This window comes from Mesorhizobium sp. BR1-1-13 (assembly GCF_020165515.1).
Taxonomy (GTDB): Bacteria; Pseudomonadota; Alphaproteobacteria; order Rhizobiales; family Rhizobiaceae; genus Mesorhizobium.
This window is the reverse complement of sequence record NZ_JAIUIH010000016.1, coordinates 79,163-104,082: the sequence shown is the minus strand read 5'-3', so window position 1 is coordinate 104,082 and position 24,920 is coordinate 79,163. Positions and strand designations below refer to the sequence as shown.

The following is a 24,920-nucleotide window of genomic DNA, read 5'->3' as shown; positions in this document are numbered from 1 at the left end:
GATTAACGAATGTTTTCATACGCTATCAACAAACTCCGACCGCGCTTAATCATATTTGATGTAAGCGAAGCGTTGATCGGTCGCCGGAGTTCCCTCCAGCGCTCCGCCTTCCTTGGCCGGCTGCCACTGGACAACATCCTCGATCTTTCTCGCCAACTCGAAGTCCTTGTCGGTGATACCCTTCGCCGCGTGGTTCATCAGGCGTACCTCGACCCAGGCATAGGAAGCGGTGATATCGGGATGGTGCCACGCCGCCTCGGCGAGATGGCCAACCGTGTTGATGACCATCAGCGTCGACTTCCAGCTGTGGGTCTTGTATTTGCGCCGTATCCAGCCGTTTTCGTAGCGCCATTTCGGCAGCTCTTTCTCAAGCCGGTCGGCAATCTCGGCGTCCGAATAGATCTTCTCCTTGACCGTTTCGCTCATCTCGACCTCCCCGAATTGCTCGGTCCGTCAACACGACAGGCCAAAGCGGAAACATGAATGCACTCTCTTTGGCTTGCTCCCTCGACGAAAACAGTTATCATCGTGGCGGGCACCTAAACTTCCATGATGCATCCATGATGCACCCATCGGGGGGCAGATGTCGAATTTTGTTACCGTACGAGTGCCCGCTCGCCTTCACCTTGGCTTCCTCGATCTCAATGGCGATGCCGGACGTCGCTTTGGCAGCGTTGGGCTTCCGTTGAGTGAACCCGAAACCGTTGTCACCCTGTCGCGGTCCGGCGAGACCATAGTCGAAGGTTCCGAGAGCGTTCGCGCCGGTGAGCACTTGTCGACGCTCCGCAGGCATCTCGGCATTCGCGGCCAGCACCATTTGGTGATCGAACAGTCGATCCCGAGTCACGCCGGCCTTGGGTCCGGCACGCAGATCGCCCTTGCCGTCGCCTCGGCACTGCGAACGCTCCACAACCTGCCTCTCGATGTCGCCGGCGACGCGACCGTGCTCGAACGAGGCGGCCGATCTGGAATCGGCATCGCAAGTTTCGAAGACGGCGGCGTGATTGTCGACGCGGGCAAGGACGAGCGTGGCGGACCGCCTCCGGTCGTGGCGCGGCTGCCGTTTCCCGAAGAATGGCGCGTCATCCTCATCCTCGACCATGCCGGGCATGGACTGCATGGCGAGGCCGAGGTCGCGGCGTTCCGTTCACTGCCACCCTTCCCGACGGCGGGCAGCGGCGAGATCTGCCGGAGGGTGCTGATGGGTATCATGCCGGCCTTGGTCGAGCGCGATCTTGCGGCATTCGGCGCTGCCGTCACCGCGATACAGATGCTGATCGGCAGCCATTTCGCTCCGGCGCAGGGCGGCGTGTTCACCTCAAAGCGGGTCGAGATGGTCGCTCACCGTCTCAATAAAGCGGGCGCCGTCGGGATCGGCCAGAGTTCCTGGGGACCCACAGGCTTTGCCTTCGCGCCGTCGCATGACGCCGCGCTCAAATTCGTCGGCGCGGTTCAGAAGACAGCCGTTGAAGACGGCCTTCAGATCAAGATCGTCAAAGGCAGGAACTCCGGCGCGAAGATCAGTTCGACCGGACTCGGTCTCGTCGGCAGCTGACGCTTCAGATTCCAAGCAGAAAGGCGAGAAATGGCCCGCAAACATATCCTGCATATGCTGACGCCGTTGAAGCACATGAGCCCGTTCGACGTGAACATGGCGCTCGACGCGGGCTTCGACAGCGTCGTCCCCTATGTCGATGTTGGCCTTGGTGAGGTGACAGGCCTAGTTCAGGACGCGATCTTTTCGCGTCCGCCGGATGCCGGCGTCGATACCGGCATCTTTATCGCCGGGAAGGATGCTTCGTTGGCGCTCGACATGTTCGATGCCGCGAAAAAGGCGATGGTGCCGCCTTTCCAGGTTTCGGTATTTGCCGACCCGGCCGGCTCGTTCACCACGGCCGCGGCGATGGTGGCCAAGGTCGAAAAGGCGTTGGAGAAGAAATTCGAGCGCGGGCTGAAGGACACGAGGGTGGCTGTTTTCGGCGCCACCGGCGTGGTTGGCTTCTGCACCGCCGTCATCGCGGCAAGGGAGGGCGCCCGCGTCACGCTTGTCGGCCATGACGGCATCGAAAGGGTGAAACAGATCGCTGCCGAGATCAAAAGCCGATTCAAGATCGGTGTCGATGCGGCTGACGGATCGAGCGATGCCCGGAAAACCGATCTGGTCGAAGCAAGTGAGGTCATACTGGCTTGTGCGAAAGCCGGCGTCCAGGTGGTTTCAAAGGCCCAGTTGAGAGGCAGCGGCTTGCTTATCGCCGCCGACGTCAACGCGGTCCCGCCCGCAGGCATCGAAGGATTGGCCGTCAATGCCAATGGCGACCCGCTAGAAGCGGCAAAGGCCGTCGGGATTGGCCCGCTTGCCATCGGCAACGTCAAATATAAGGTCGAGTCCGGCCTTTTCAAAAGAATGATCGAATCCGAAAAAACGATCGCGCTCGATTTCCAGGAAGCCTTTTCCCTTGCACGCGAGACTGCCAAATAGCGCCAGATCTCTGCTGATCGCGGCGATTTCAGGCCGGGCATTGGCCATGGCTGCGCGGCGTGCGGGCTATCGCCCGTTAGTCGCTGATTTCTTCTGCGATACCGATACGGTTGCGGTGGCAGAACGAACGACCAAGCTGCCGCGCAACCTACAGGACGGCATCGACGGCGAGCGCATTATCGAGACGCTTCGGGACCTGGCCGGCGAAGACCGGCCGGTCGCTGTCGTCCTGGGCTCGGGTTTTGAGCGGATGACGGAGACTGTCGACGCCGTCGCTCGCCATTTTCCGCTTGCCGGCAATCGCGGCGCGGCGATCAGCAGGATCAAGGACCCGCAATTGCTGGCCGCGGATTGTGCCGAACTCGGTATCCCACATCCGGAATTCCGGTGGGATCGGCCGCCTGAGCCAGACAGCTGGGTGGCCAAGACCGTGGGCGGCGCCGGGGGTGGGCATATCAGACAGGCGGCCGGAGAAAGCCAGACCACCGGCCGCTATTTCCAACGTTTCGTCGCCGGACGCAGCGTCTCGGCCCTCTTCGTCGGCGACGGCCAGGCCGCGCGCATCGTCGGCTTCAGCCAACAATGGACTTCCCCCGTCTCCGCGGCACCCTATCGCTATGGCGGGGCCGTGCGGTTGAGACGCTTCGACCGCAGGCAGGCGGCGCTCATCGGCGGCTGGCTTTCAGCCCTGACGCGCCGTGCCGGCCTGGTTGGATTGTGCAGCGCCGATCTCATTCGCGGATCGGACGGCTACACGCTCATCGAGATCAATCCGCGGCCAGGCGCTACGCTGGACATTTTTGACGAGGACGAGGCGCCCCTGATCGAAGCACATCTGCGAGCTGCGGCCGGAGGAACCTTCCGTTTGCCACGCTTCGTCGATTCGATGGCTTCAATGGTGACCTACGCCGCGACCCCAATCGCCCGGTTTCCGTCGATTGTGTGGCCCGAATGGACTGCGGACCACCAGTCACCCGGCACCCGTCTGATTGCCGGCGACCCCGTCTGTACCATCTTCGCGCGCGGTCCGAATGCCGGTTTGACCAGGCGGCTCATCAAGGGGCAAGCCCGCCGGTTGCAACTCCAATGGGAAGGAGACCGGACATGAAGAACGGTTCGGCATTCCTGAACGACAATGCACAGCGCATCGCTGACGGCATGATCAGCGATGCCGAACGGTTGCGGATCGCCGCTTCCAAGGGAACCTTGGGCGAGCTCCTTATCGATGTCGGCGCCAAGGCGCTCGGCAGCGTCGAGGCCGGGCTGCGCATGGCGGAGGCAGCGATGGGTGGTCTCGGCAGCGTTTCGGTGTTCATGGACCGCACGGAGCGGAAATGGCCGTTCACCGTCGAGGTGCGCTCGTCGCAGCCCGTACTGGCCTGCCTAGGCAGCCAATATGCGGGCTGGAACCTGTCTGCCCAGGACTATTTCGCCATGGGATCGGGACCGGCGCGGGCACTCGCCCGCGTCGAACCACTGTTCGACGCGCTTTCCTATCGAGACACCGCATCGTCGGCCGTGCTTATCCTGGAGACTGCCAAACCGCCTCCCCCAGCAATCGTCGAGAAAGTGAGCAAGGCAACCGGACTGGCAACCGACAAGCTCACCTTCATCTACGCGCCGACGCAAAGCCTTGCCGGCAGCCTGCAGATCGTTGCGCGCGCGCTCGAGGTTGCCATGCACAAGGCCAACGATCTCAAATTTCCGTTGGAGAACGTTGTCGACGGCATCGGAGCGGCGCCAATCCCCGCCCCCCACCCGGATTTCCTGACCGCCATGGGCAGAACGAACGATGCCATCATCTATGGCGGCAGCGTCCAGCTCTTCGTAAAAGGGTCGGCAAAAGAGGCCAGCAACCTCGCGGAGAAACTTCCGAGCCGCGCCTCGCGGGACTACGGTCAACCGTTTGCCGAGATCTTCAAGCGGTTCAAGGGGGATTTCTATGCCATCGATCCGCTGTTGTTCAGCCCGGCCGAAGTGATCGTGACGGCGATCGAAACCGGCGATACGTTTCGCGCTGGCCGGCGTGATCCAAAGATGCTCGAACGGAGCCTCGGTTAGCATGGCGGCACAAAGAGACCCGTCCGTCGTCCGCCACATCCGAGGCGCCACATGATCCATCGCATCCTGATCGTCAGCGACAATTCGGACACCGGCTCCAAGGGCCTTGCAGCAAGGCTTGGTCGACGGGGTGCTATCGTCGCAACCGTGCCGCTGGCGGCGATCGCGTTCGACACCGGCAGCCCGAGCGGACTTTCGATCCCCGGTTTCGGCGGTGTGCTGCCCGATGCCGTGCTCGTCCGTTCGATCGCCGCCGGATCGTTCGAAGCGATCACCCGGCGCCTCGGGGTGCTGCACGCGTTGAGTCGGCTGTCGGTTCCCGTGTGGAATTCGGCGCAGGCGGTGGAACGCTGCGTCGACAAGTCGATGACGACTTTCCTCTTGAAAAATGCCGGCCTGCCAACGCCACCGACGTTCGCCGTCGAAGGCCTTGCCGCCGCCAAGGAGATCGCGGCGCAGGAGCTTCCGGAGGGACCGCTGGTTCTGAAACCATTGTTCGGGGCGCAAGGCCGCGGGATAAGGCTGATCCGTACGCTCTCCGACCTTCCCGCCGCAGACGAGGTGAACAGCGTCTACTATCTCCAGCATTATGTGTCGCGCGCCGGCCCGCCTTTCCGGGATTTCCGCGTTTTTGTCTGCGCCGGCGAAACCGTCGCGATGATGAGCCGCAGCAGCGACGACTGGATCACGAACGTCAACCGGGGTGGCATGCCGGAGCCGGTTTCGGGACATGGCGAGGCAGAACTGGCAGCGCTGGCTGTCGCCGCGTCGGCAGCCGTCGGCGCGGATTTCGCCGGCGTGGACATCGTGCGAGCCGACGATGGCAGCTTGTTCGTACTCGAGGTGAACAGCATGCCCGCCTGGTCCGGGCTGCAATCGGTGGTCGCTGTGAACATCGCCGAAGCGATCGCCGATGCCCTGCTGAAATTCCTGGCCGATCGCATCGAAGCGACCGCCGCGCCGCGGCCCTTCCGTTTCACCGCGCCGGCGAATTCGTGACGGAGCGGCGGCAGGATGACGTTATCGCGTGAACGCCTCCGGGCTAGCTACAAGGATGCCTGCCGGATGGAGATCGAAGCTCTGAAGCCAGGCAACGTCCACCTGTTCGCCGACGGACACGGCATGTCCGCCGCTCAGTTCATGATAAGTGCCGAAGTTTCGTCCGAGCCGCTGACCGATCCTCGCCTCTCGGCCGGGCAGCGCATGCTGGAGGCGGTGCGTGCAACACGTCTGGCCGTAGCAACCAATACAAATCTCGGTATCATCCTCCTGGCGGGGCCTCTGATATGCGCCGCCGAAATGAGGAGTGGCAGCTTGCAGGATAATCTCGACTCGCTGCTGCGCGCGTTGAGCATGGACGATACCAGGGCAGTGTTCGAGGCGATCGCCATGGCAGCGCCAGGTGGCCTAGGAGACGCCGCGAATGATGTGCGGCAGGAGCCGAAGGTTCATCTCTTGGAAGCAATGCGGGAGGCTGCCGACCGCGATATGATCGCACGCCAGTATGACACCTGTTTCGGCGACGTGTTCGGGGTCGGGCTGGCGGCGCTGGTAGGGGCGCTAGCACGCGGAGAAAGCGGCATGTGGCCGACCGTGTTCGCCTATATGGCGTTTGTCGCAGGCTTCCCCGACAGTCACGTGGTGCGCAATCACGGAATTGAAGTCGCAAATCAGGCGCGACAAGACGCTCTTGCCGTTCAGGCGGCGCTCCATGCCAACGGCGACGAGCCGTCACGCATTCGCCTGCTCATGGAGTTCGATCGCCGGCTGAAGGCGGACAAAGTCAACCCCGGCACCTCTGCCGATCTGACCGTGGCTACTCTTTTAGTCCACACCTTGGGCGCTCGCTTGCATAATCGCGGCGTTGGTGCTTGACTTCCAAAAGCGGGAGCTGTGCTTCCGCGGCTATCTAGCCAACCGGTCCGGGCAATCCGGGCGCTGCCAACAAGGATAGCTGTCCATCGAGCGCCTGCTCGGTTGCAGCGTCCGTGGACATCATAATTGTGTCTTGGAGGAAATTGGCATGGCAAAAATCTCGAAGGTAATGGTCGGTGAATCGCTGGTAGGGGACGGCAACGAAGTCGCGCATGTCGACCTGCTCATCGGCCCGCGAGGGAGCGCGGTCGAAACGGCATTTTGCAACGCGCTTACCAACAACAAGGACGGTTTTACCTCGCTTTTGGCGGTGATCGCGCCCAATCTTCAATGCAAGCCCAATACGGTGATGTTCAACAAGGTCACGATCAAGGGCGCCAAGCAGGCTGTACAGATGTTCGGGCCGGCGCAGCATGCCGTTGCAAAGGCCGTGCAGGACAGCGTCGCGGACGGGACCATTCCGGCTAACGAAGCGGACGACGTGTTCATATGCGTCGGCGTATTCATCCATTGGGACGCGACCGACGACGCCAAGATCCAGAAATACAACTACGAGGCGACAAAGGAGGCCATCCAGCGCGCTATCGCAGGAACCCCGACCGCCGCCGAAGCCACCGCTCAGCGCGACAACGTCAAGCATCCGTTCGCGGCCTAGACAAGAGACAGCCCCGCACAGGAAAAGCCATCTTCCGAAACGGATGGTCTGTTGCGCCGGTTGAAAAAGGTTCTGGGCTTTTGAAGCGACACTCCCGAAGGGCGCCCGCCTTTCGGGAGTGAGGAGCAACTATGATCAGGCGCCGAGCGACGCCAGGTGACCAGGTGTGAGCGTGGCGTTGTGCAGTGAGGTTGCGACCAGCGCTGCGGCGATGCCCATCGCTGACAACGCTCGTATATCGTTGTCATCGCGGACGCCGCCTGCCGCGATGACGGCGCGATTTCTCGCTTTGGCCTTGACCTCCTCCAGCCGCCTGAAATCCGGACCGGCGGCCGCACCGACTTTGGCCAGCGTCATGACGATCACCTTTTGCGGCCAAAGCTCGGACTCATCGAGAAGAGAACGCGGTCCGCAAAAATCATCGCCAAGGAAATCAAGGGACAGGATGAGATCGGGATGATCGCGAAAATGCCGGAGCAGCACATCGTCCTGCTGCGATTCGGAGCCCAACACGGGGTATACCGAACGTTCAGCAAGCGCCGCCGAAAGCGTTTTCCTGTCTGCTACGCCGGCATCGATCCAAAGCTCAGGCGGCTGCGTCATCGCCCTCAACCGGGCGAGTGCGTCGCTGTTTGGAGTCCCGCCTTCGATGGCGTCCAGATCGGCGATGTAGAAGGTCGAAAAGGGATAAAGTGTACGCAACCCTTCGGCGACGGCGACGACATCGGAACTTCGGCTGAGCGGCGTAACGATCGGCCGGTAGCGATCGCGTTTTCCTTGCTGGGCGCGAACCACCTCGCCGTCTTTCAAGTCGAGAACCGGAATGATGCGCAACGCTTTTCTCGCCGACCAACTGCTGTCATGAAAGCTTGAAGTGTGGAAAAAAGAAAGAGCATCATTGCGGGCTTCGACATTGGCGGCGCGCATCTGAAGGTGACGCGCGCGCAAGGCGGCCGCATCGTCGGCGCGGTAACGATCGCCACGCCGCTTTGGCAAGGGTTGCACAGCCTGACCTCGGCCCTCGACGAAACAGCCCCGATCTATGCGGAAGCCGATCTCAACGCGTTCACCATGACGGGCGAACTGTCCGACATCTTTGCGTCCCGGGATATCGGCGTGACGACGCTGCTGGATCAGATTTCCAACCGTTTTCCCAGAGGCGAAAAGCTGATCTATGCCGGATCATCCGGCTTTGTCGAGGTCGAGCAGGCGGCGCGGCTGAGCACCGATGTCGCCTCCGCCAACTGGCACGCGACAGCCTCTTTGGTGGCAAAACTGGCCGGCGATGCCCTGTTCGTCGATATGGGCTCGACCACCACCGACATTATCGCAATCAAGAATGGCGCCGTCGTCAATGAGGGCTACACCGATGCCGGACGGCTTCTGACTGGCGAACTGGTCTATACGGGATTTACCAGGACATTCCTGTTCGGCGTAGCCTCGTCTGCTCCTGTCCATCGAAGACTGACGCCATTGATGAACGAGTATTTCGCCTCGATCGCCGACGCGCACCGGATCCTGGGCGTGCTCGATGAGGAGGACGACATGCACCCTTCCGCCGATGGCAAGGAAAAGACCGTCCACGGTTCGATCGCGCGACTGGCGCGCATGGTCGGGCGCGACGCCGCTGAACTTTCGCCGCCGGAATGGGGTGAAGTCGCACGCTGGTTCAGCGAGCAGCAATTGCGGAAAATCCACGACGCAGCATCCCTGGTGGCCTGGGGTCTTGCTCAAGATGTTCCGATCGTCGGCGCCGGAACGGGCCGCTGGCAGATCAGGCGGCTGGCCGAGCGCATGGAACGTCGCTTTGTCGATTTCGCCGACATCGTCCCCGCTCATGACGCTGTTCGCGGCGAGGCCAGCCGCGCCGCACCAGCATCGGCGGTGGCGCTGCTGGCTGGATATCGATCACAAGCAGCGTAGCGGCGCTCGCGCCGTCATGGCTCACGCGTCCCCGCTGCTGGACCCTTTGGCGGCCAGGTGATCGCTGACACGCTGCATCAGCCAACCCCAGGCTTCCCGTTCGTCGGCGCCGGCTGTCTTTTCGATAGAGATCGAAAGATACGCGATCTCGGCCTCGATCTTGTCGCGGGATAGCATGCCGAGCCGGCTGACCAGGATGGCCAGTTCCAGAACAGCCGCCTTGGCTCGGTTAAGGCCGGTGAAGGGCGCATGCATTTCCTCTCGAACCACGCGGCAGAAATGGCGAGGCCGCACGCCATCATCGTCAACGCTCTCGACTTCGAGAACCGAATGCGCCAGCGCGGTCGCCAACCGGGGAACCAGAAAATCTTCGACGGGAACGGTCGGCCAGTCCTTGCGCCCGGTCAGGCATCCAGCGAAGACGCGCACGTCGTCGGTGTAGTTGGCGATGGCGAACGGCACCGCCGCCAGATTGTCGAGCGTAACCGAGGGACGAAACGGTGCGATGACCCAGCCGTCTTTTTCGGAGATTATGCCGATCGGTGCGATATGGATCTTTCCTGTCTTGTCGACAGTGGTGATGATTGTCTCGCGAATGTAAGGCACCTAGCCCTCCTTCTTCGCGCGAAGCGTCTCGCCCGGTTCGGCAAGACGGGTACGGTCGGTTTCGAGAGCCGGTGCGGCAACGCCCCATGCGAGCGGCTCGTCCTGAACATAGCGCTTGCCGAGGCGCCACGCGATCTCGGCTTTCGTCAGTTCCGCGCCCAGATAGAAAGCATGCGCACCGTCGGTCTCCACGCCAAGTCCGGCGAAAAATTCGAAGGCATCCTTAGCAACCGCGTGCCCTTTGCCATTGAGAATATGGATGCCGTCCTCCGCTGCAGCGATACGGTAGTTGGCGTCGCGCACCGCGGCCGCCAATGCAGCGATATCATCGGTCGAGGCCGTGAAAGGCTTGCGATCGTGGATCTGCAGCAAGCCTGGGTGATAGCTACGCGGCAGTGCACCGTCATTGCGGGCGGCAAACATCACGCGGCGGGCAATGTCGTGCTCCTCGATCGTCCGCACCGTGTGCGGGCTGACATGCACAGCTAGCACATTTCGAACCCCGAGCTCCGAGCAGAGGCCCGTTAGAACGGCCGTAACGCCGGAACTGTCGGCATCGGTAAGTTCGGTGAGATTGCCGGTGCCCATCAGCAATTCGGCCTCCGGCCAGCGGCGCCGCGCCTCGATGAAGCGGCCGATCGATTGGGCAAAGCCGAAGTGGATCGGATCCAACACGGGGTCCGCGATGAAGGGAATGCCAGCGCTTTGCGCCGCATCGATAGCGCGACCAAGCGAATCCAGATCGCCAGGGGCGGAAGGGATCAACACCGCCGTAGCGCCATGACCGAAGATCAACGGCAGCGTGTTCTCGTCGAGGCTGAGAAGATAGTCCGCGCCGGCGCGCGCACCGATCGACAGTTCGTCCGCGCTGGCCGAATCGACGCTGACCTGAAATCCCTGTGCCTTGAGCCCGCGCACTGCCTCCGACAGCAACGGAAATGGCGTTTCAGGCAGGCAGCCAAGATCGATGACATCGGCGCCGGCCGCAGCTAGCGTCCCCGCCCGCAGCATGAGCGCTTCGATCGACAGCATTGGCGCATCGACGATCTCGGCGAAGATGCGCATATCGTGTCGCGTAAGATCCGGCGGCTCGCCGACACGGCCGAGAAAGGCCGGCAGGTCCGCGATCTCGTCAGGACCGCGCGCAAAGGGCACGCCGAAATGGTTCGACAATTGCTCGATATCGCCGCGATAGCGCCCTGGTAGGATAAAGCGGTCAACGGCGTTGGGCGCGATGAGACGCCGCTTTATGATGTCTTCGGTCATCAGTGCGGCGACCTTGACACCTATGTCGACCACCTCCCACGAAAACTCCGTCTCGCCCAGACCGGATAGCAGCTTTTCCAACCGTGCCCTGGCCAGATGTCCTGTGAGAAAGACCAGCCGCTCAGCCATGGCCGGACAGCTCGGCCCGGCGTTGCTGGACCGCCGCGTTGAGGTCCGCGAGCGACTCGACGACCTGGGTTCGTTCGAACCCCTTCAGCCGCTCGGTGTTTTCCAGGTCAATCCTGCGCGGATAGACTTTGACCAGGCCATGCGGTGCCATGGTTTCGAGTTCGGGTGCGGTGTCGCAGGCAAAGACGATGATCGGCACGCGGCACTTTCCGGCTTGCGCAAAGACGTTGGTGGCAAGCGTATCGGAAATACCCCAGACGCATTTGGCAACCGTGTTGGACGAGGCAGGCGCCACCACGACCGTGTGGTAGACGCCGTGGTAAAATTCGCCGACGGGAATGGCGCTCGCCGTCTTGTCGTGCAGCACGCGCGTCGTCTCCGGAAAATCGAGTTTGAGCTTATACATGCGCAGCACTTCATTGGCGGCTTTCGACACGAAAACATCGCAATGTTCGAGTTGGCGAACAAGTGCGAAGCTCTCCGTGAAAAAATGCCCGGAGCCCGTCAAAACCCACGCCCAGCGCGGCACGTGCAGCTTCACCATCGGCTAGCCTGCCTTCTTTGCCGAGCGGGTCGAAGCCACGATCCCGATGCCGGGCAGCTTGCCCGATGCGAGTAGCGCGCCCGCCTCGGCGGCATCCTTCGGACCGGCGAGACGGAAATCGATGCCGTCGGGCAGCATGGCGGCAAAGCCTGCGTCGACAATGCCCCTGGCCTTCAGGCTGTCAGGGGTATCGTTGTCGAAGAATGCATCAGTCTGCTTGATAAGCAACAGCGCGTTCGCGCCAAGCTTCCCGGCAAGCCAGGCGGCCAGGGAATCGGAGGTAATGTCCCAAGAGGCCGGAACGTCCGGTGCCGGCAGCGCCAGTGACGACGGCAGCCACACCGGGACCTTCCCTTCGTCCAATGTTCGCACAATCTCCTCCAGCGATCGTGCCGGCGTCAGTCTTTCGTCCCGATCGAGGATGACGTGGCCGAACTGCTCCATGGCGAGGATCGCCATGGCATGTGCGGCGGTGTCGGAAAAATCCATGCGGGTCTGCGTCTCGCGCACCTGGTCGGCAAACAGGCCGCCGCCGGGCACGATGACGATCGGTAACCTGGAACCCGCCAGCGCCGCGATCCAGCTCGTCATTTCCGCCGCATGGGCAGTGCTGCCGCCAAGCTTGACGACGGCCCGCCCGAGGACGTCGGAGCCTTGCTGGCGCGGCCGGGAAATACTGCTTCTGTCTTTCCGGCCGGCAGAGCCGGAGGCGACACCGCGTCTTGCCGCTTGGCGCTTGCGTTCGATCTCGACGCCGACACCGCCAGGCCCGAGCTCGAGTTTTTCCACCCTTACCGTGACGCGCACGACGCGCTGGTTCTCCAGAACGTGCGCCGCCACTTGCTCGGCCAAAGCCTCGCTGAGCTGAATGTGTCCCCGCGCGACGATGGTGCGAATGCCATCCATGATGATGTCGTAGGAGAACACATGGCGCATGTCCTCGGGATGGTCGGTGACTTGCAGCACGTCGGCGATCACATCAAAGCGCACCTTTTGAGTATGGCCATGCTCGAAGCTGTAGGCACCGATCTGGACCGGCAGAACAAAATCCCGCACGAAAATCCTATCCGTGCCCAGTGTCGGATCAGTGCCCGGCGAATAGCCTCTCGCTGCCAACAGGCGATAGTCGATGCTCGATTTACCGCCTGTCCCAGGCTCTGCCGGGACCAATTCGCGAATCTGCGAGACCGCCTCGGCGCTGATTGAACCCGCGCGGCCGGCATCGCCACACAGCGCGCCGCGAAAGCCGAGGAAATCGGGAGCGAAAGGCAATAAGCGTGGAATATCCGGGGCTTCGAGCGATCCGCTCAGGCCAACCATCAGACCGAGCGACTTCGCTCGATCGACGAATCCCGGAATGCGCTCCGGTGGCAAATGGTCGAGCAGCCGGCCCTTCCCCTTCTGCGCCGTATCAACCATCACGCCGTGGAAGCGGTGCCTGCCGAACACCGGCAGGAACTCGAAGTCCGGTGCAAGATCGGCAAAGAGCACAGCGATCAACTTCGTTCGCGCGGCGAGCGGTTCCAGCGCCTCCGCGCAGGCAGGGATGTCAGCCGATGGGAAAAACCCGATCTTGACATAATCCACGCCGGTCGCCGCGATCTCTTCAGCCTTGGCGCGGATCGTTTCGGGTTCCATCGGCAGGTCGCCGCAGACCGCGCTGACCGGAGCCCGACCAGCGATGAACGAAATCGTTCGGCGGATGGTTTCGGTGGACACCGCGCCCAGCGCTCCCGCCTTCGGGTCCTTCAGATCGACGATGTCGACACCGCCCGAAAGAACGATCTCCGCCTCTTCGATACCGGTGACGCTGGCCAACATTCTGGTCATTTGAACAGTTTCTCCAGCTTGGAGGCCAAGATCTTTTTTTGTTCCTCGTCCGCGCGATTCTCACGCACATCGCGGATGACAAAGCTGCGAACGACCTCGAAATCGAAGGTGGCAATCTTTTCAGCCGCCATGGCATGTTTGTCAAAAAGACATCGAGCCAGGGCAGGCGCGAAAAGTCGTCCGATAGGGTTTGATAAATTTTGCGGGTCGGCTAAGTTGACCATGGGCACCTGGACTTGGCGCTGCTCCGACAACCGTCGGATCTCAGCGCGAGAATGGGTAATTACTATCGATGACGAGCGCGGTGCCGGGCACTCTCGCCGCCTTTTTGTGCTTTTTTTTCCTGACCGTCAACGCTCCGGGGGCGATAGCCCAGGAAGCGGCGGCGAAGCCGGAAAAAAAGATCACTGAAATCAAGATAGGTTATTTGCGGGCCTACGCGCCGCAACTGACGCTTTCCATGCTCGACCTGCCGCCGCGTGACGAAGGTGTCGCCGGCGCCAATGTGGCAATCGGCGATAACAACACGACCGGAAAGTTCACCGACCAGAAATTCAGCCTCGACGTGACCGAGATCAAACCCGAAGCCGACGCGGTCCAGGCATTCGAGGACCTGATCGCCAAGGGTGACCACTATGTCGTCGCGGACCTCTCGGCCAAACAATTGCTGTCGATCGCCGATATCGCCCGCGACAAGGGCGTGCTGATCTTCAACATCGGTGCCACCGACGACAGCCTGCGCGAGGAGGACTGCCGCATCAATGTTTTTCATATCGCACCGACGCGCAGCATGCTTGCCGATGCGCTGGCGCAGTATCTCATGGTGAAGAAGTGGCCGAATTGGGTGCTGCTCTACGGCTCGCATGAGCAGGATCATCTCTACGCCGACGCGTTGCGCCGCGCGGCAACCCGTTTTGGTGGCCAGATCGTCGCCGAGAAGGAATTCAAGGACACCGGCACGGCCAGACGTACCGATACCGGCGCCACGCAGATACAGCAGCAGATTTCCGTATTCACGCAGGATCTGCCGGAGCACGACATTGTGCTTGTCGCCGACGAAAGCGAGGTGTTTGGGACCTACGTGCCCTACCGGACCTGGACGCCGCGGCTGGTCGCCGGCACGGCCGGGCTTGTTGCATCGTCATGGCATCCCGCCAGCGAGCAATGGGGCGGCATCCAGATGCAGAGCCGCTTCCTGAAGACAGCGGGCCGGCGGATGCTTTCAAAGGACATGTCGGCGTGGACAGCAGTGCGTGCCGTCGGCGAAGCCACCACGCGCACCAAAGGCGACGATGCGAAAAAAATCAGCGACTACATCCGGTCGGGCGATTTCTCGGTTGCCGCCTTCAAGGGACAGAAGCTCACCTTCCGCAAATGGAACCTCCAGCTTCGCCAGCCGATCCTGCTTGGCGACACCAAGTCGGTCGTGTCGACATCGCCGCAGGAGGGCTATCTCCACCAATTCTCCGAACTCGATACGCTCGGTATCGATCAGCCGGAAACGAAATGCGTCCTCAAGTAGGGCCAATGGGGAGGAATTTGCGTGCAGACACGAGCTTGTGCATTCGCCATTCTCGCGGCCGGCCTCACGGCCAGTCCGGCATCGGCCTATACGGCCTACGTTTCCAACGAGAAGGACAACACGATGACGGTCGTCGACACGGCCACCATGCAGGTGGTGAAGACCGTCGAGGTCGGCCAGAGACCACGCGGCATCACCATCTCGCATGACGGCAAATTCGTTTATCTCTGCGCCAGTGACGACGACACGGTCGAAATCATCGACACCGCGACGCTGCAGATCGTCGGCACGCTGCCATCCGGCCCCGATCCCGAATTGTTCGTGCTCTCGCCTGACGGCAAGACGCTCTATATCGCCAATGAGGACGACAACCTCGTCACCGCCATCGACGTCGAGAGCAAGCAGGTCATGGCCGAGATTCCAGTCGGCGTGGAACCGGAAGGCATGGGTATCAGCCCTGATGGCAAGACCATGGTCAACACCTCGGAAACCACCAGCATGGCGCATTTCATCGACACTGGCACCCACGATGTAACCGATAATGTATTGGTCGACACGCGCCCGCGCTTTGCCGAATTCAAGCCGGACGGCTCGCAGGTCTGGGTCAGCGCCGAGGTCGGCGGCACCGTCAGCGTCATCGATAACGCCAAACGCGAAGTGGTGAAGAAGATCCAGTTCGCGATTCAGGGATTGCGGGCTGAGACCATCCAGCCGGTAGGCATCGCCATCAGCGCCGACAGCAAGAAAGCCTATGTCGCGCTCGGCCCGGCGAACCATGTCGCCGTGGTCAATACCGACACCTACGAGGTCGAGAAATACATCCTCGTCGGCCAACGCGTCTGGCACCTGGCCTTCACACCCGACCAGAAAACGCTGATCACGACGAATGGCAACTCCAACGACATCACGTTCATCGATACGGCGACCGACGAGCCGGTCCAATCGCTCACCGTGGGCCAGCAGCCTTGGGGTGTGGCCATTTCGCCCAAATAGCAGACATTGATCTAGGGGAGGATCGTGACATGAAATTTCGCCATAGGTTTATCTTCGCCGCGCTCGCCGGATTTGTACTTGCTCCGATCGGCGCAAGCGCGGATGACGCAACGCCAAAACCCTCGCGTGCCAGCAAGAACCTGCCGGAATTGATTATCGGCTCGGCCGATTCCACCTATGCCGTCAATCAGAAGGATTTCGAACTGATCGCCGGCCAAGGCTATCGCTGGAAGATCACCTCCAAGAGCGGTTTCGAATACAAGTTCGTGACCGACCTGTTCCGCAATGTGTGGATGGACCAGATCGTCATCGACGATCTGGAGGTGCATATGGACGGCGGACCGGCCTGGCTGGAATTCGACCACGCGGGAACGATCCAGGTGCAATTCCACACAGTTCGCCCGGGCGAATATACCTGGTCGGTTCCCGACCTCGCCGACAAGGGCCTGAAGGGCAAGATCACGATCAAGTGAGACCAAAGGCAACCAGGCGCGCTAGATAGCAGTGCGTCCTGCCAACGCGTCCTGAAGGAGCGATCCGGGCATGCAGCATGTGAGGACAAGCGGACCGGGAGACGAGGCGCCGGCGCTCGAGGTCAGTGCCGTCAGCCACTCCTATGGACCGAAGCGGGCACTCAACGAGGTTTCGTTCTCGATCTTGCCGGCGACGTTCACCGTCCTGCTCGGCCTCAACGGGGCTGGCAAGACAACGCTGTTCTCCCTGATCAGCCACCTCTACGACACGCGTCACGGGTCGATCCGCATCTTCGGCCACGACATCCGCAGCGCGTCGGGCGAAGCGCTCAGACGGGTCGGCATCGTGTTCCAGGCGCGCACGCTCGACCTCGATCTCAGCGTCTACCAGAATCTCTCCTACCATGCCTCGCTGCATGGCATTGGCGGACGCGAAGCCCGGCAGCGCATCGCCGCGCTGCTTGACACTGTCGACATGCAGGGCCGCCAGCATGACAAGGCGCGCAGCCTCTCCGGCGGTCAGATGCGGCGCATCGAGATCGCCCGGGCGCTGCTTCACCGACCTTCCCTGCTCCTGCTTGACGAAGCGACCGTCGGCCTCGACATCGAGTCGCGCGCCGGCATCCTCGCCACCATCCGCAAGCTCGTCGAAATCGATGGTATCGGCGTGCTCTGGGCCACGCATCTGATCGATGAAGTCGACGATACCGATCATGTCGTCGTGCTGCGGCGGGGTGACCTGGTCGCCAGGGGCAAGGTGTGGGATGTCGTCCAGGCAAATGGAGGAAATTCCATTCGCGATGCCTTTTCGAAGCTCAGCCGCGTCGACGCGGCAGGCATGGCGGAGACATCGTCATGAGCGCTCCTGCGATGCCCGGAAAAGGCGTCGGCATCAAACCGGTAGGGTCTGAACCATTCGGCCTCCGCCACTATCTCATTTGCCTGAAAGGCATCGTCCTGCGCGAGTGCCTGCGCTTCCTGCACCAACGCGAACGGTTCATTTCCTCACTGGTGCGGCCGCTCGTCTGGCTGTTCATCTTCGCCGCCGGCTTCCGCCAGGTGCTCGGCGTGTCGATCATCCCTCCCTACAAGACCTATGTGCTCTACGAGGTCTACATCACTCCGGGTCTGTGCGGCATGATCCTGCTGTTTTCCGGCATGCAGTCTTCGCTGTCGATGGTCTACGACCGCGAGATGGGCAATATGCGCATCCTGCTGGTCAGCCCATTTCCGCGCTGGTTCCTGCTGGTGTCGAAGATGTTGGCCGGCGTGGCCGTGTCGATCGTGCAAGTCTACGCATTCCTGATCGTCGCCTGGTTGTGGGGCGTCAGGGCGCCGCCGCTCGGCTATCTCTACGTGCTGCCGGCACTGTTTCTGTCGGGCATGATGCTTTGCGCGCTCGGCATGCTTTTGTCGTCCATGATCAAGCAGCTCGAAAACTTCGCCGGCATCATGAACTTCGTCATCTTTCCCGGCTATTTCGCGTCTCCGGCGCTGTATCCTTTGTGGCGCATCCAGGAGGCAAGCCCCCTGCTCTACAAGATCTGCCTCGCCAATCCGTTCACCTATGCCGTCGAACTGATCCGCTTCGCCTTCTATGGGCAGATCGACTGGCTGTCGCTGGGCGTCGTCGCCGGTTGCACTCTGTTGTTTCTGGGCGGCGCCATCATTGCATATGATCCTTCGCGCGGCCTGATGACCCGCAAACAGGACACGGGAGGAAACGGCTGATGGCGCGAATGAGACTTGTGCACACCCTGGTTCTGGTCGCCATGCTTGTCCCGATGGACGCCAGGGCGGCAAACACCGATCCCGACTGGCCCTGCATGCAGCGCAAGGTGCCGCAGCTCTCGCTCGGCCAGATCTGGAACGGGCCGGAGCTTCCCCCGGCGGCGAAGGATTGGTCGAAGGATTCGGGCGTCTCCGCGCTGGTCGAGGCGGTGGCGGCCCGACGGACGCCGATTGCCGAAGCCCAGAAGGAGATCAAGGACTTTGCGGCTTCTCTGCCGGCGGAGCAGGTCGCACCAAAGATGGCGATGCTGGTGCAGGGAATGTTCGATCACATGGACGCCGAGCGTTCGCACGTGATTTCCGGCATTTCCCGCTATGCCCACAAACAGCTCGAAATGGCGGCTGAATTGCGCAAGGAAGCATCCGACGTCGACGCCCTGCGTGCCAAAGCCGACGCCGATCCGGACGAAGTCGAACGGCGTACCGACCAGTTGAATTTCGCGACGCGCATTTTCAACGAACGTGTCCAGTCGCTGACCTATGTCTGCGACGTGCCGACGATCATCGAGCAGCGGCTCTATCAATTATCGAGGACCGTCTCGGAAACGCTCGGTCAGAAGAAATAGACCTTCAGTCGACCTCGCGACGGATTTAACGTCCCTTAGGCCATCGACACGTCTGGCGTCTCGCTCTGGTAGATCTGCGAGCGTCGTGCGGCAGCCCATCCCGCTCAGGTATCGGGATAAAGCTTACCGAACAGGGGCAGATACATCGCGCCCTTGCGCATCAGGAAATCGTTGAACGTAGCCATGGCCGGCGAGATTGCGTGATCGGTTCGTATCACCGAGAACCATTGTCGGCGGATCGGCATGCCGACAACGTCGAGGATGACAAGCCGGCCAGCTTCCGTTTCCGCGGCGATGGTGTGGGCAGAAATGAAGGCGATGCCCAGACCAGCCATCACCGCCTGCTTGATCGTTTCGTTCGAGCCCATCTCGACACCGAGTTCGTCGATGCGGCCAGGCACGTCGCTCAGGAATATTTCCAGCGAGATGCGGGTTCCGGAGCCGGGCTCGCGAATAAGGAAATGCTCCTCGGCGATGCGCTCCTTGGAGATATCGCGCGCCGCCGCCAGCGGGTGTTCGGGCGGCGCGATGATGACCAGCGGGTGATCGCCGAAGACCGAAGCACGCACCGGCACCTCTTTCGCCGGGCGCCCCATCAGCGCGATGTCGATGTCGTGATTCTTGAGGTTGTCGATCGTCTGGGCACGATTGCCGATGGCAAGCCGCATGTCGATGTCGGGATGTTCCTTCATGAACGCAGCCATCAACCGCGGCGCGAAATACTTGGCGGTGGAAACGACGCCGAGCCTCAAGCTACCGGTACGAACGCCCTTGATGGCGTCGATCTTGTCTTCGAGCAGACCGAGATGCTCCTCGATCGCCTGCGCCGCCTCAACGACGGCCAAACCTGCGGCAGTGGGACGCATGCCGTCAGACGTCCTGTCGAACAGAGCCAGTTGGAATTCTTCCTCCATTTGCCGCAACTGAATTGTCAGTGCTGAAGGAGACAGACCTAACGCCTTGGCCGCACTCACAATTTTTCCGTGCTTGATGATGGCCTGGATGGTCTTGAAATGCTTGAGCGTGAGGTTTCTCATGCCTGATACTAAATTATTTTTAGTATCAACGTAAAGTTATTGAATTTTACTTATCGAGTGTCGTTTGTTTTCATTCCCCCGATCCAGCCGATCCGAGGAGACGCAGCTGGATCGGGAGGTTACGATGCCAGCGGCAACGCTCGACGCTTTTCTGAACTCCTATCTCGGCCCGCCGGACGAACTCCGCTCCGCGGTCGTAACGACCGTCCGTCAGCTGACACAGGCCGCCAGCAAGGTCCGCAGTACCATCAATCAAGGTGTGCTCGGCGCCGCCTTTGCCGGGACCCGTGGCGCCAACGCCGACGGCGATGTCCAGAAGGATCTCGACGTCTTCTCCGACGAAATCTTCCTCGACGCCATGCGCCACGCTCCGGTCGCGCTTTACGCTTCCGAGGAGCTGGAGCAGCCGGTCCTGCTCGACAGGCAAGCACCACTCGCCATTGCCATCGACCCGCTCGACGGCTCTTCCAACATCGACACCAATGTGTCGATCGGAACGATCTTCTCGCTGTTGCCCATAAATGGCGCGCCGGATGCCGATCCGGCCGCCTCTTTCCTGCAGGCAGGCGCGAATCAGCTAGGCGCCGGTTTCTTCATCTATGGGCCGCAGCTGGCGCTCGTCCTGTCGCTCGGCAGCGGTACGCATATCTTCGTCCTATCGGCCAGGCTCGGCACCTTCGTCCAGGCCTACGAGAGCCGGATCATTCCGCAACGCACCCAGGAGTTCGCCATCAACGCCGCCAACTACCGGCACTGGGACGAGGCCGTGCGGCTCTATGTCGACGACTGCCTGGAGGGCACCGAAGGACCGCGAGAGAAGGATTTCAACATGCGCTGGATCGCCTCCCTGGTCGCCGACTGCTACCGCATATTGATGCGTGGCGGCGTGTTTCTCTACCCCGGTGACCGGCGCAAGGGCTACGGTCAGGGACGGCTGCGCCTGGTCTACGAGGCCAACCCGATTGCCTATCTCATAGAACAGGCTGCCGGTGCGGCCACGGATACGATCAACCGCATCCTGGACATCGAACCCGACAGCCTGCACCAGCGCGTGCCGGTGGTCTTCGGGTCGGCGCGGGAGGTCGCGCGCATCACCCGCTACCACACCGAGCCGAGCAACATCGGCGAACGAGCGCCGCTGTTCAGCCGCCGTGGCCTGTTCAGAGCCTGAGCAGCACCATGTCAGCCAAGCATCCCATCATCACCATCACTGGCTCGTCGGGCGCCGGCACCACCTCGGTCAAGCGTATCTTCGAGCTGATCTTCCGGCGCGAGAACATTGAGGCCGCGTTCATCGAAGGCGACGCATTCCACCGCTACGACCGCGCCGCGATGAAGGCAAAGGTGGCTGAAGAGGAGAAGGCCGGCAATCCGAACTTCACCCACTTCCATGCCGCGGCCAACGAACTCGGGATTCTCGAAGAGGTGTTCGCGGAATACGGCCGCCGGGGATCCGGAAGAACCCGCACCTACGTCCATGACGAGGAAGAGGAAAAGCAGTACGGCACGCCACCGGGAAGCTTTACCGAATGGCGCGAGTTCGCTCCCAGCGACCTGCTCTTCTACGAGGGGCTGCACGGCTGTGTCGTCACCGACACGATCAATTTGGCGAAGCATGCGGATCTCAAGATCGGCGTCGTGCCGGTCATCAACCTCGAATGGATCCAGAAGATCCATCGCGACCGTTCGACACGTGGCTATTCCACCGAGGCGGTGATGGACGTGATCCTGCGCCGGATGCCCGACTATGTCCGCTACATTGTCCCGCAATTCTCGCAGACCGCCATCAATTTCCAGCGCGTGCCGATTGTCGATACGTCCAACCCCTTCATCGCGCGCTGGATTCCGACGCCCGACGAATCGATGCTGGTTATCCGCTTCGCCAATCCGCGCGGCATCGATTTTCCCTATCTGCTGTCGATGATCCACGACTCGTTCATGTCGCGGCCAAATTCCATCGTGGTGCCAGGCAACAAGCTCGACCTTGCCATGCAGCTGATCCTGACGCCGCTCATCCTGCAGTTGATCGAACGCAAGAGCCGTGTGTCGTGAGGAGGACGCCATGACCAGCCAAACAGCACTGAAGCCTGCCGCCGCCGTCGTCTCGGAGCTCGACATGGCGAACGCCATTCGCGTGCTGGCGATGGACAGCGTCCAAAAAGCGAATTCGGGACATCCCGGCATGCCGATGGGCATGGCCGATGTCGCAACGGTGCTGTTCAACCGCTTTATCAATATCGATCCATCCAGGCCGGACTGGCCGGACCGTGACCGTTTCGTGCTTTCAGCCGGCCATGGCTCGATGCTGCAGTACGCGCTGCATTATCTGCTCGGCTATGAAGACATGCCGATCGAGGAGTTGCAGCGGTTTCGGCAACTGGGCAGCCGCACGGCCGGACATCCGGAATATGGCCACGCTCTTGGTGTCGAGACCACCACCGGCCCGCTCGGACAAGGCATTTCCACGGCGGTCGGCATGGCGCTGGCGGAGCGCATGCTTGCTGCCCGCTACGGTGCCGATCTGGTCAACCATCATACCTATGTGATTGCAGGCGACGGCTGCCTGCAGGAAGGCATCAGCCACGAGGCGATCGACCTCGCCGGCCACCTGAAGCTTTCCCGCCTGATCGTCTTCTGGGACGACAATGCGATCTCCATTGACGGGCCAACCTCCCTGTCCACGTCGATGGACCAGCCGGCGCGTTTCAAAGCCGCCGGCTGGGATGTCCAAACGGTCTCCGGCCACGACATGGAAGCTGTCGCCGCGGCTATCGAGGCGGCGCGGCGGTCGGATCGACCGTCGCTGATTGCCTGCCGCACTGTAATCGGCAAGGGCGCCCCCAACCTCGGCGGCTCGGAGAAGACGCATGGCGCGCCGCTGGGCGAGGCAGAGATCGCCGCGACGCGCGAGAACATCGGCTGGACCTTCGCGCCGTTCGAGGTGCCGGACGACGTGCTTTTCGCCTGGCGCGAAATTGCCGGCCGCGGCGAAGCGATGCGGGGCGTCTGGGAGCAGCGGCTTGCCGCCTCGCCGCAGCGAGAGGCCTTCGAGAACGCGGTCGACGCCAGACTGCCCGACGCGGTCTTCGAAGCGCTCGATGCCTTTCGCCGCGAGCATGTCGAGAAGGCAACCAAGGTGGCAACGCGAAAAGCTTCCGAAATGGCGCTGGAGGTCGTCAACGGCGCCACGGAGTTGACCGTCGGCGGCTCGGCCGATCTGACGCACTCGAATCTGACGATCACCAAGGGCATGAAACGCATTGCGCCGAGCGACTATGCCGGCCGCTATATTCACTACGGCATTCGTGAACACGGCATGGCCGCCGCCATGAACGGCATCGCACTGCATGGAGGCTTCGTGCCCTATGGCGGTACGTTCCTCTGCTTCGCGGACTATGCGCGTGGCGCGATACGGCTCTCGTCCCTCATGGGCCAGCGCGTCATCTACGTCATGACGCATGATTCCATCGGCCTCGGCGAGGACGGCCCGACGCATCAGCCGGTCGAGCACCTGGCGATGCTGCGTGCGACGCCGAACCTCAATGTCTTCCGCCCAGCGGATATCATCGAAACGGCGGAGTGCTGGGAACTCGCGCTGAAGAGCAGGGATCGGCCGAGCGTCCTGGTGCTGTCGCGCCAGAACCTGCCGATGCTGCGCGAGGCGCACAGCGATGCGAACCGCTCCAGCCAGGGCGCATACATCCTGCGCGAACCAGCCAGACACCGCGCCGTCACCCTGATCGCCACCGGCTCGGAGGTCGAGATCGCGGTTGCTGCCGCCGAAAGGCTGGAGACCGAGCATGGCGTCGCCGCCGCTGTCGTCTCGATGCCGTGCTGGGAACTTTTCGAGGAGCAGGAAAACGCCACCCGCAAGGCCGTTCTCGGCTCCGCGCCGCGCGTCGCGGTCGAAGCGGCAGCCCGGCTGGGCTGGGACCGCTGGGTCGGCGAGACGGGCGCTGTCGTCGGCATGGCCGGCTTCGGCGCCAGCGCCCCTGCCCCCGATCTCTACCGGCATTTCAACATAACGTCCGAAGCGGTTGCCGCGGCGGCGCTGAAGCTCATCGTCTAGGAGGACCCACAATGGCCCGCATCACCCTTCGCCAGCTTCTCGACCATGCCGCCGAGCATGGCTACGGCGTCCCTGCATTCAATATCAACAACATGGAACAGGGCCTCGCAATCATGGAGGCGGCCAAAGCCTGCGACGCGCCTGTCATCATCCAGGCCTCACGTGGCGCCCGGTCCTATGCCAACGACGTCATGCTGGCCAAGATGATGGAGGCATTGACTGAAATGCACCCGGCCATTCCGCTGTGCATCCATCAGGACCACGGCAACGACGAGGCCACCTGCCTTTCCGCGATCCGCCACGGCTTTACCTCGGTGATGATGGACGGATCCCTGATGGCAGATGCCAAGACGCCGGCAAGCTATGCCTACAACGTCGCCGTAACCGAACGCGTCACACGCATGGCGCATTGGGTCGGGGCTTCCGTCGAAGGCGAACTGGGCGTGCTCGGATCGCTGGAAACCGGCCAGGGCGAGGCCGAGGATGGCCACGGCGCCGAGGGCGCGCTCTCCCACGACCAACTCTTGACCGATCCCGATCAGGCGGTCGACTTCGTGGCCGCAACCCAGGTGGACGCGCTGGCGATCGCCTGCGGCACCTCGCACGGGGCCTACAAATTCACCCGCAAGCCGGACGGCGACATACTGGCCATGCAGGTGATCGAGGCGATCCACGAGAAGCTGCCCAACACGCATCTGGTCATGCATGGCTCTTCCTCGGTGCCACAGGAACTGCAGGACATCATCAACAAATATGGCGGCGAGATGCCCCAGACCTTTGGCGTCCCGGTGGAGGAGATCGAGCGCGGCATCCGCTACGGCGTGCGTAAGGTCAACATCGACACCGATTGCCGCATGGCCATGGCCGGGCAGTTCCGCCGCGTCGCGACGGAGAATCCGCGCGAGTTCGATCCCCGAAAATTCCTGAAGCCCGCCATGGACGCCTTGCACGATCTTTGCCGAGACCGCTTCGAGCGTTTCGGCACGGCGGGTAACGCCTCGAAGATCAAGGTCATCGCCATGGACGAGATGGCCAAACGCTATGCCGCGGGAAAACTCGCGCCACATATCGCAACCGCGAAAGCCGCCTGAGCAACAAACA

The 24,920-nt window shown here is 61.9% G+C and carries 26 protein-coding genes; 18 read left to right on the top strand and 8 right to left on the bottom strand.

What is annotated here, in order from left to right:
* Positions 1–45: 45 nt before the first annotated feature.
* Entirely contained in the window at positions 46–426 is a 381-nt protein-coding gene (locus tag LB533_RS27395; RefSeq protein ID WP_140642669.1) for a 4a-hydroxytetrahydrobiopterin dehydratase, read from the bottom strand.
* A 157-nt stretch (positions 427–583) separates the two neighbouring features.
* Here LB533_RS27395 and LB533_RS27390 point away from each other — a divergent pair, with 157 nt between their 5' ends.
* The 7 genes from LB533_RS27390 to fae all read left to right on the top strand — a co-directional run bounded on the left by LB533_RS27390 (position 584) and on the right by fae (position 7,070).
* Positions 584–1,555: a beta-ribofuranosylaminobenzene 5'-phosphate synthase family protein gene (locus LB533_RS27390; RefSeq protein ID WP_140642667.1), complete on the top strand. Its 972-nt coding sequence runs from the start codon at positions 584–586 to the stop codon at positions 1,553–1,555.
* 30 nt (positions 1,556–1,585) lie between these two features.
* On the top strand, positions 1,586–2,479 hold the full coding sequence (locus LB533_RS27385; RefSeq protein ID WP_140642665.1) for an NAD(P)-dependent methylenetetrahydromethanopterin dehydrogenase: 894 nt from the start codon (positions 1,586–1,588) through the stop codon (positions 2,477–2,479).
* A 46-nt stretch (positions 2,480–2,525) separates the two neighbouring features.
* The gene (locus LB533_RS27380; protein WP_224557157.1) at positions 2,526–3,587 is read left to right on the top strand and encodes an ATP-grasp domain-containing protein; all 1,062 of its coding nucleotides are present in this window, start codon (positions 2,526–2,528) and stop codon (positions 3,585–3,587) included.
* Positions 3,584–4,540: a methenyltetrahydromethanopterin cyclohydrolase gene (gene mch, locus LB533_RS27375; RefSeq protein ID WP_140642663.1), complete on the top strand. Its 957-nt coding sequence runs from the start codon at positions 3,584–3,586 to the stop codon at positions 4,538–4,540. The genes LB533_RS27380 and mch overlap by 4 nt, the downstream gene beginning before the upstream one ends.
* A gap of 51 nt (positions 4,541–4,591) precedes the next feature.
* Positions 4,592–5,539, top strand: a complete 948-nt coding sequence (locus LB533_RS27370; RefSeq protein WP_140642661.1) for a RimK family alpha-L-glutamate ligase — start codon at positions 4,592–4,594, stop codon at positions 5,537–5,539.
* Between the two features lie 15 nt (positions 5,540–5,554).
* Positions 5,555–6,415, top strand: a complete 861-nt coding sequence (locus tag LB533_RS27365) for a triphosphoribosyl-dephospho-CoA synthase (protein ID WP_140642660.1) — start codon at positions 5,555–5,557, stop codon at positions 6,413–6,415.
* A gap of 148 nt (positions 6,416–6,563) precedes the next feature.
* Positions 6,564–7,070, top strand: a complete 507-nt coding sequence (gene fae, locus LB533_RS27360) for a formaldehyde-activating enzyme (RefSeq protein WP_140642658.1) — start codon at positions 6,564–6,566, stop codon at positions 7,068–7,070.
* Positions 7,071–7,205: 135 nt separating this feature from the next.
* On the opposite strand, the gene LB533_RS27355 is transcribed toward fae, so the two are convergent.
* Positions 7,206–7,997 carry a HisA/HisF-related TIM barrel protein gene (locus tag LB533_RS27355; protein ID WP_140642656.1) on the bottom strand — a complete coding sequence of 264 codons (792 nt, stop codon included), beginning with the start codon at positions 7,995–7,997 and terminating at the stop codon, positions 7,206–7,208.
* Between LB533_RS27355 and LB533_RS27350 the strand changes: the two genes are divergently transcribed.
* Positions 7,947–8,993 carry a hydantoinase/oxoprolinase family protein gene (locus tag LB533_RS27350; protein WP_140642654.1) on the top strand — a complete coding sequence of 349 codons (1,047 nt, stop codon included), beginning with the start codon at positions 7,947–7,949 and terminating at the stop codon, positions 8,991–8,993. The genes LB533_RS27355 and LB533_RS27350 overlap by 51 nt on opposite strands.
* A 21-nt stretch (positions 8,994–9,014) precedes the next feature.
* Here LB533_RS27350 and LB533_RS27345 read toward each other — a convergent pair whose 3' ends face one another.
* The 5 genes from LB533_RS27345 to LB533_RS27325 are packed head-to-tail and all read right to left on the bottom strand — an operon-like array spanning position 9,015 to position 13,622.
* Positions 9,015–9,599: a DUF447 domain-containing protein gene (locus tag LB533_RS27345; RefSeq protein ID WP_140642652.1), complete on the bottom strand. Its 585-nt coding sequence runs from the start codon at positions 9,597–9,599 to the stop codon at positions 9,015–9,017.
* The gene (locus LB533_RS27340; RefSeq protein ID WP_140642650.1) at positions 9,600–10,994 is read right to left on the bottom strand and encodes a DUF6513 domain-containing protein; all 1,395 of its coding nucleotides are present in this window, start codon (positions 10,992–10,994) and stop codon (positions 9,600–9,602) included.
* The gene (locus tag LB533_RS27335; protein ID WP_140515154.1) at positions 10,987–11,538 is read right to left on the bottom strand and encodes a flavoprotein; all 552 of its coding nucleotides are present in this window, start codon (positions 11,536–11,538) and stop codon (positions 10,987–10,989) included. The genes LB533_RS27340 and LB533_RS27335 overlap by 8 nt, the downstream gene beginning before the upstream one ends.
* Before the next feature lie 3 nt (positions 11,539–11,541).
* Complete coding sequence (locus LB533_RS27330) at positions 11,542–13,368, bottom strand: (5-formylfuran-3-yl)methyl phosphate synthase (protein WP_224557154.1); 1,827 nt, start codon at positions 13,366–13,368, stop codon at positions 11,542–11,544.
* On the bottom strand, positions 13,365–13,622 hold the full coding sequence (locus LB533_RS27325; protein WP_140642647.1) for a hypothetical protein: 258 nt from the start codon (positions 13,620–13,622) through the stop codon (positions 13,365–13,367). Before LB533_RS27325 ends, LB533_RS27330 begins: the two co-directional genes overlap by 4 nt.
* Before the next feature lie 38 nt (positions 13,623–13,660).
* Between LB533_RS27325 and LB533_RS27320 the strand changes: the two genes are divergently transcribed.
* The 6 genes from LB533_RS27320 to LB533_RS27295 all read left to right on the top strand — a co-directional run bounded on the left by LB533_RS27320 (position 13,661) and on the right by LB533_RS27295 (position 18,713).
* Positions 13,661–14,890: an ABC transporter substrate-binding protein gene (locus tag LB533_RS27320; RefSeq protein WP_140642645.1), complete on the top strand. Its 1,230-nt coding sequence runs from the start codon at positions 13,661–13,663 to the stop codon at positions 14,888–14,890.
* 21 nt (positions 14,891–14,911) lie between these two features.
* Positions 14,912–15,883, top strand: a complete 972-nt coding sequence (locus LB533_RS27315; protein ID WP_224678665.1) for a YVTN family beta-propeller repeat protein — start codon at positions 14,912–14,914, stop codon at positions 15,881–15,883.
* Positions 15,884–15,912: 29 nt separating this feature from the next.
* Complete coding sequence (locus LB533_RS27310) at positions 15,913–16,356, top strand: hypothetical protein (protein WP_140642642.1); 444 nt, start codon at positions 15,913–15,915, stop codon at positions 16,354–16,356.
* Between the two features lie 70 nt (positions 16,357–16,426).
* Positions 16,427–17,215: an ATP-binding cassette domain-containing protein gene (locus LB533_RS27305; RefSeq protein ID WP_140642640.1), complete on the top strand. Its 789-nt coding sequence runs from the start codon at positions 16,427–16,429 to the stop codon at positions 17,213–17,215.
* Entirely contained in the window at positions 17,212–18,087 is an 876-nt protein-coding gene (locus LB533_RS27300; RefSeq protein WP_140642639.1) for an ABC transporter permease, read from the top strand. The genes LB533_RS27305 and LB533_RS27300 overlap by 4 nt, the downstream gene beginning before the upstream one ends.
* On the top strand, positions 18,087–18,713 hold the full coding sequence (locus tag LB533_RS27295) for a hypothetical protein (protein ID WP_140642638.1): 627 nt from the start codon (positions 18,087–18,089) through the stop codon (positions 18,711–18,713). The genes LB533_RS27300 and LB533_RS27295 overlap by 1 nt, the downstream gene beginning before the upstream one ends.
* Before the next feature lie 104 nt (positions 18,714–18,817).
* Here LB533_RS27295 and LB533_RS27290 read toward each other — a convergent pair whose 3' ends face one another.
* The gene (locus tag LB533_RS27290; protein WP_140642637.1) at positions 18,818–19,750 is read right to left on the bottom strand and encodes a LysR family transcriptional regulator; all 933 of its coding nucleotides are present in this window, start codon (positions 19,748–19,750) and stop codon (positions 18,818–18,820) included.
* Positions 19,751–19,874: 124 nt separating this feature from the next.
* On the opposite strand from LB533_RS27290, the gene LB533_RS27285 reads away from it, so the two are divergent.
* The 4 genes from LB533_RS27285 to fba are packed head-to-tail and all read left to right on the top strand — an operon-like array spanning position 19,875 to position 24,910.
* On the top strand, positions 19,875–20,921 hold the full coding sequence (locus LB533_RS27285) for a class 1 fructose-bisphosphatase (RefSeq protein ID WP_140642635.1): 1,047 nt from the start codon (positions 19,875–19,877) through the stop codon (positions 20,919–20,921).
* 8 nt (positions 20,922–20,929) lie between these two features.
* Positions 20,930–21,802: a phosphoribulokinase gene (locus LB533_RS27280; protein ID WP_140642634.1), complete on the top strand. Its 873-nt coding sequence runs from the start codon at positions 20,930–20,932 to the stop codon at positions 21,800–21,802.
* Between the two features lie 10 nt (positions 21,803–21,812).
* Entirely contained in the window at positions 21,813–23,819 is a 2,007-nt protein-coding gene (tkt, locus tag LB533_RS27275) for a transketolase (protein WP_140642632.1), read from the top strand.
* Between the two features lie 11 nt (positions 23,820–23,830).
* Positions 23,831–24,910, top strand: coding sequence for a class II fructose-bisphosphate aldolase (fba, locus tag LB533_RS27270; RefSeq protein ID WP_140642631.1), 1,080 nt, complete (start codon positions 23,831–23,833; stop codon positions 24,908–24,910).
* Positions 24,911–24,920: the final 10 nt, after the last annotated feature.

Coding starts and splice junctions, on each gene's coding strand:
- LB533_RS27290 (WP_140642637.1), bottom strand. CDS start 19,750: ATGAGAAACCTCACGCTCAAGCATTTCAAGACCATCCAGGCCATCATC.
- LB533_RS27305 (WP_140642640.1), top strand. CDS start 16,427: ATGCAGCATGTGAGGACAAGCGGACCGGGAGACGAGGCGCCGGCGCTC.
- LB533_RS27365 (WP_140642660.1), top strand. CDS start 5,555: ATGACGTTATCGCGTGAACGCCTCCGGGCTAGCTACAAGGATGCCTGC.
- LB533_RS27385 (WP_140642665.1), top strand. CDS start 1,586: ATGGCCCGCAAACATATCCTGCATATGCTGACGCCGTTGAAGCACATG.
- LB533_RS27285 (WP_140642635.1), top strand. CDS start 19,875: ATGCCAGCGGCAACGCTCGACGCTTTTCTGAACTCCTATCTCGGCCCG.
- LB533_RS27320 (WP_140642645.1), top strand. CDS start 13,661: ATGACGAGCGCGGTGCCGGGCACTCTCGCCGCCTTTTTGTGCTTTTTT.
- LB533_RS27330 (WP_224557154.1), bottom strand. CDS start 13,368: ATGACCAGAATGTTGGCCAGCGTCACCGGTATCGAAGAGGCGGAGATC.
- mch (WP_140642663.1), top strand. CDS start 3,584: ATGAAGAACGGTTCGGCATTCCTGAACGACAATGCACAGCGCATCGCT.
- LB533_RS27395 (WP_140642669.1), bottom strand. CDS start 426: ATGAGCGAAACGGTCAAGGAGAAGATCTATTCGGACGCCGAGATTGCC.
- LB533_RS27335 (WP_140515154.1), bottom strand. CDS start 11,538: ATGGTGAAGCTGCACGTGCCGCGCTGGGCGTGGGTTTTGACGGGCTCC.
- LB533_RS27300 (WP_140642639.1), top strand. CDS start 17,212: ATGAGCGCTCCTGCGATGCCCGGAAAAGGCGTCGGCATCAAACCGGTA.
- LB533_RS27355 (WP_140642656.1), bottom strand. CDS start 7,997: ATGCGCGCCGCCAATGTCGAAGCCCGCAATGATGCTCTTTCTTTTTTC.
- LB533_RS27390 (WP_140642667.1), top strand. CDS start 584: ATGTCGAATTTTGTTACCGTACGAGTGCCCGCTCGCCTTCACCTTGGC.
- LB533_RS27370 (WP_140642661.1), top strand. CDS start 4,592: ATGATCCATCGCATCCTGATCGTCAGCGACAATTCGGACACCGGCTCC.
- LB533_RS27310 (WP_140642642.1), top strand. CDS start 15,913: ATGAAATTTCGCCATAGGTTTATCTTCGCCGCGCTCGCCGGATTTGTA.
- tkt (WP_140642632.1), top strand. CDS start 21,813: ATGACCAGCCAAACAGCACTGAAGCCTGCCGCCGCCGTCGTCTCGGAG.
- LB533_RS27295 (WP_140642638.1), top strand. CDS start 18,087: ATGGCGCGAATGAGACTTGTGCACACCCTGGTTCTGGTCGCCATGCTT.
- LB533_RS27380 (WP_224557157.1), top strand. CDS start 2,526: ATGGCTGCGCGGCGTGCGGGCTATCGCCCGTTAGTCGCTGATTTCTTC.
- LB533_RS27280 (WP_140642634.1), top strand. CDS start 20,930: ATGTCAGCCAAGCATCCCATCATCACCATCACTGGCTCGTCGGGCGCC.
- fae (WP_140642658.1), top strand. CDS start 6,564: ATGGCAAAAATCTCGAAGGTAATGGTCGGTGAATCGCTGGTAGGGGAC.
- fba (WP_140642631.1), top strand. CDS start 23,831: ATGGCCCGCATCACCCTTCGCCAGCTTCTCGACCATGCCGCCGAGCAT.
- LB533_RS27340 (WP_140642650.1), bottom strand. CDS start 10,994: ATGGCTGAGCGGCTGGTCTTTCTCACAGGACATCTGGCCAGGGCACGG.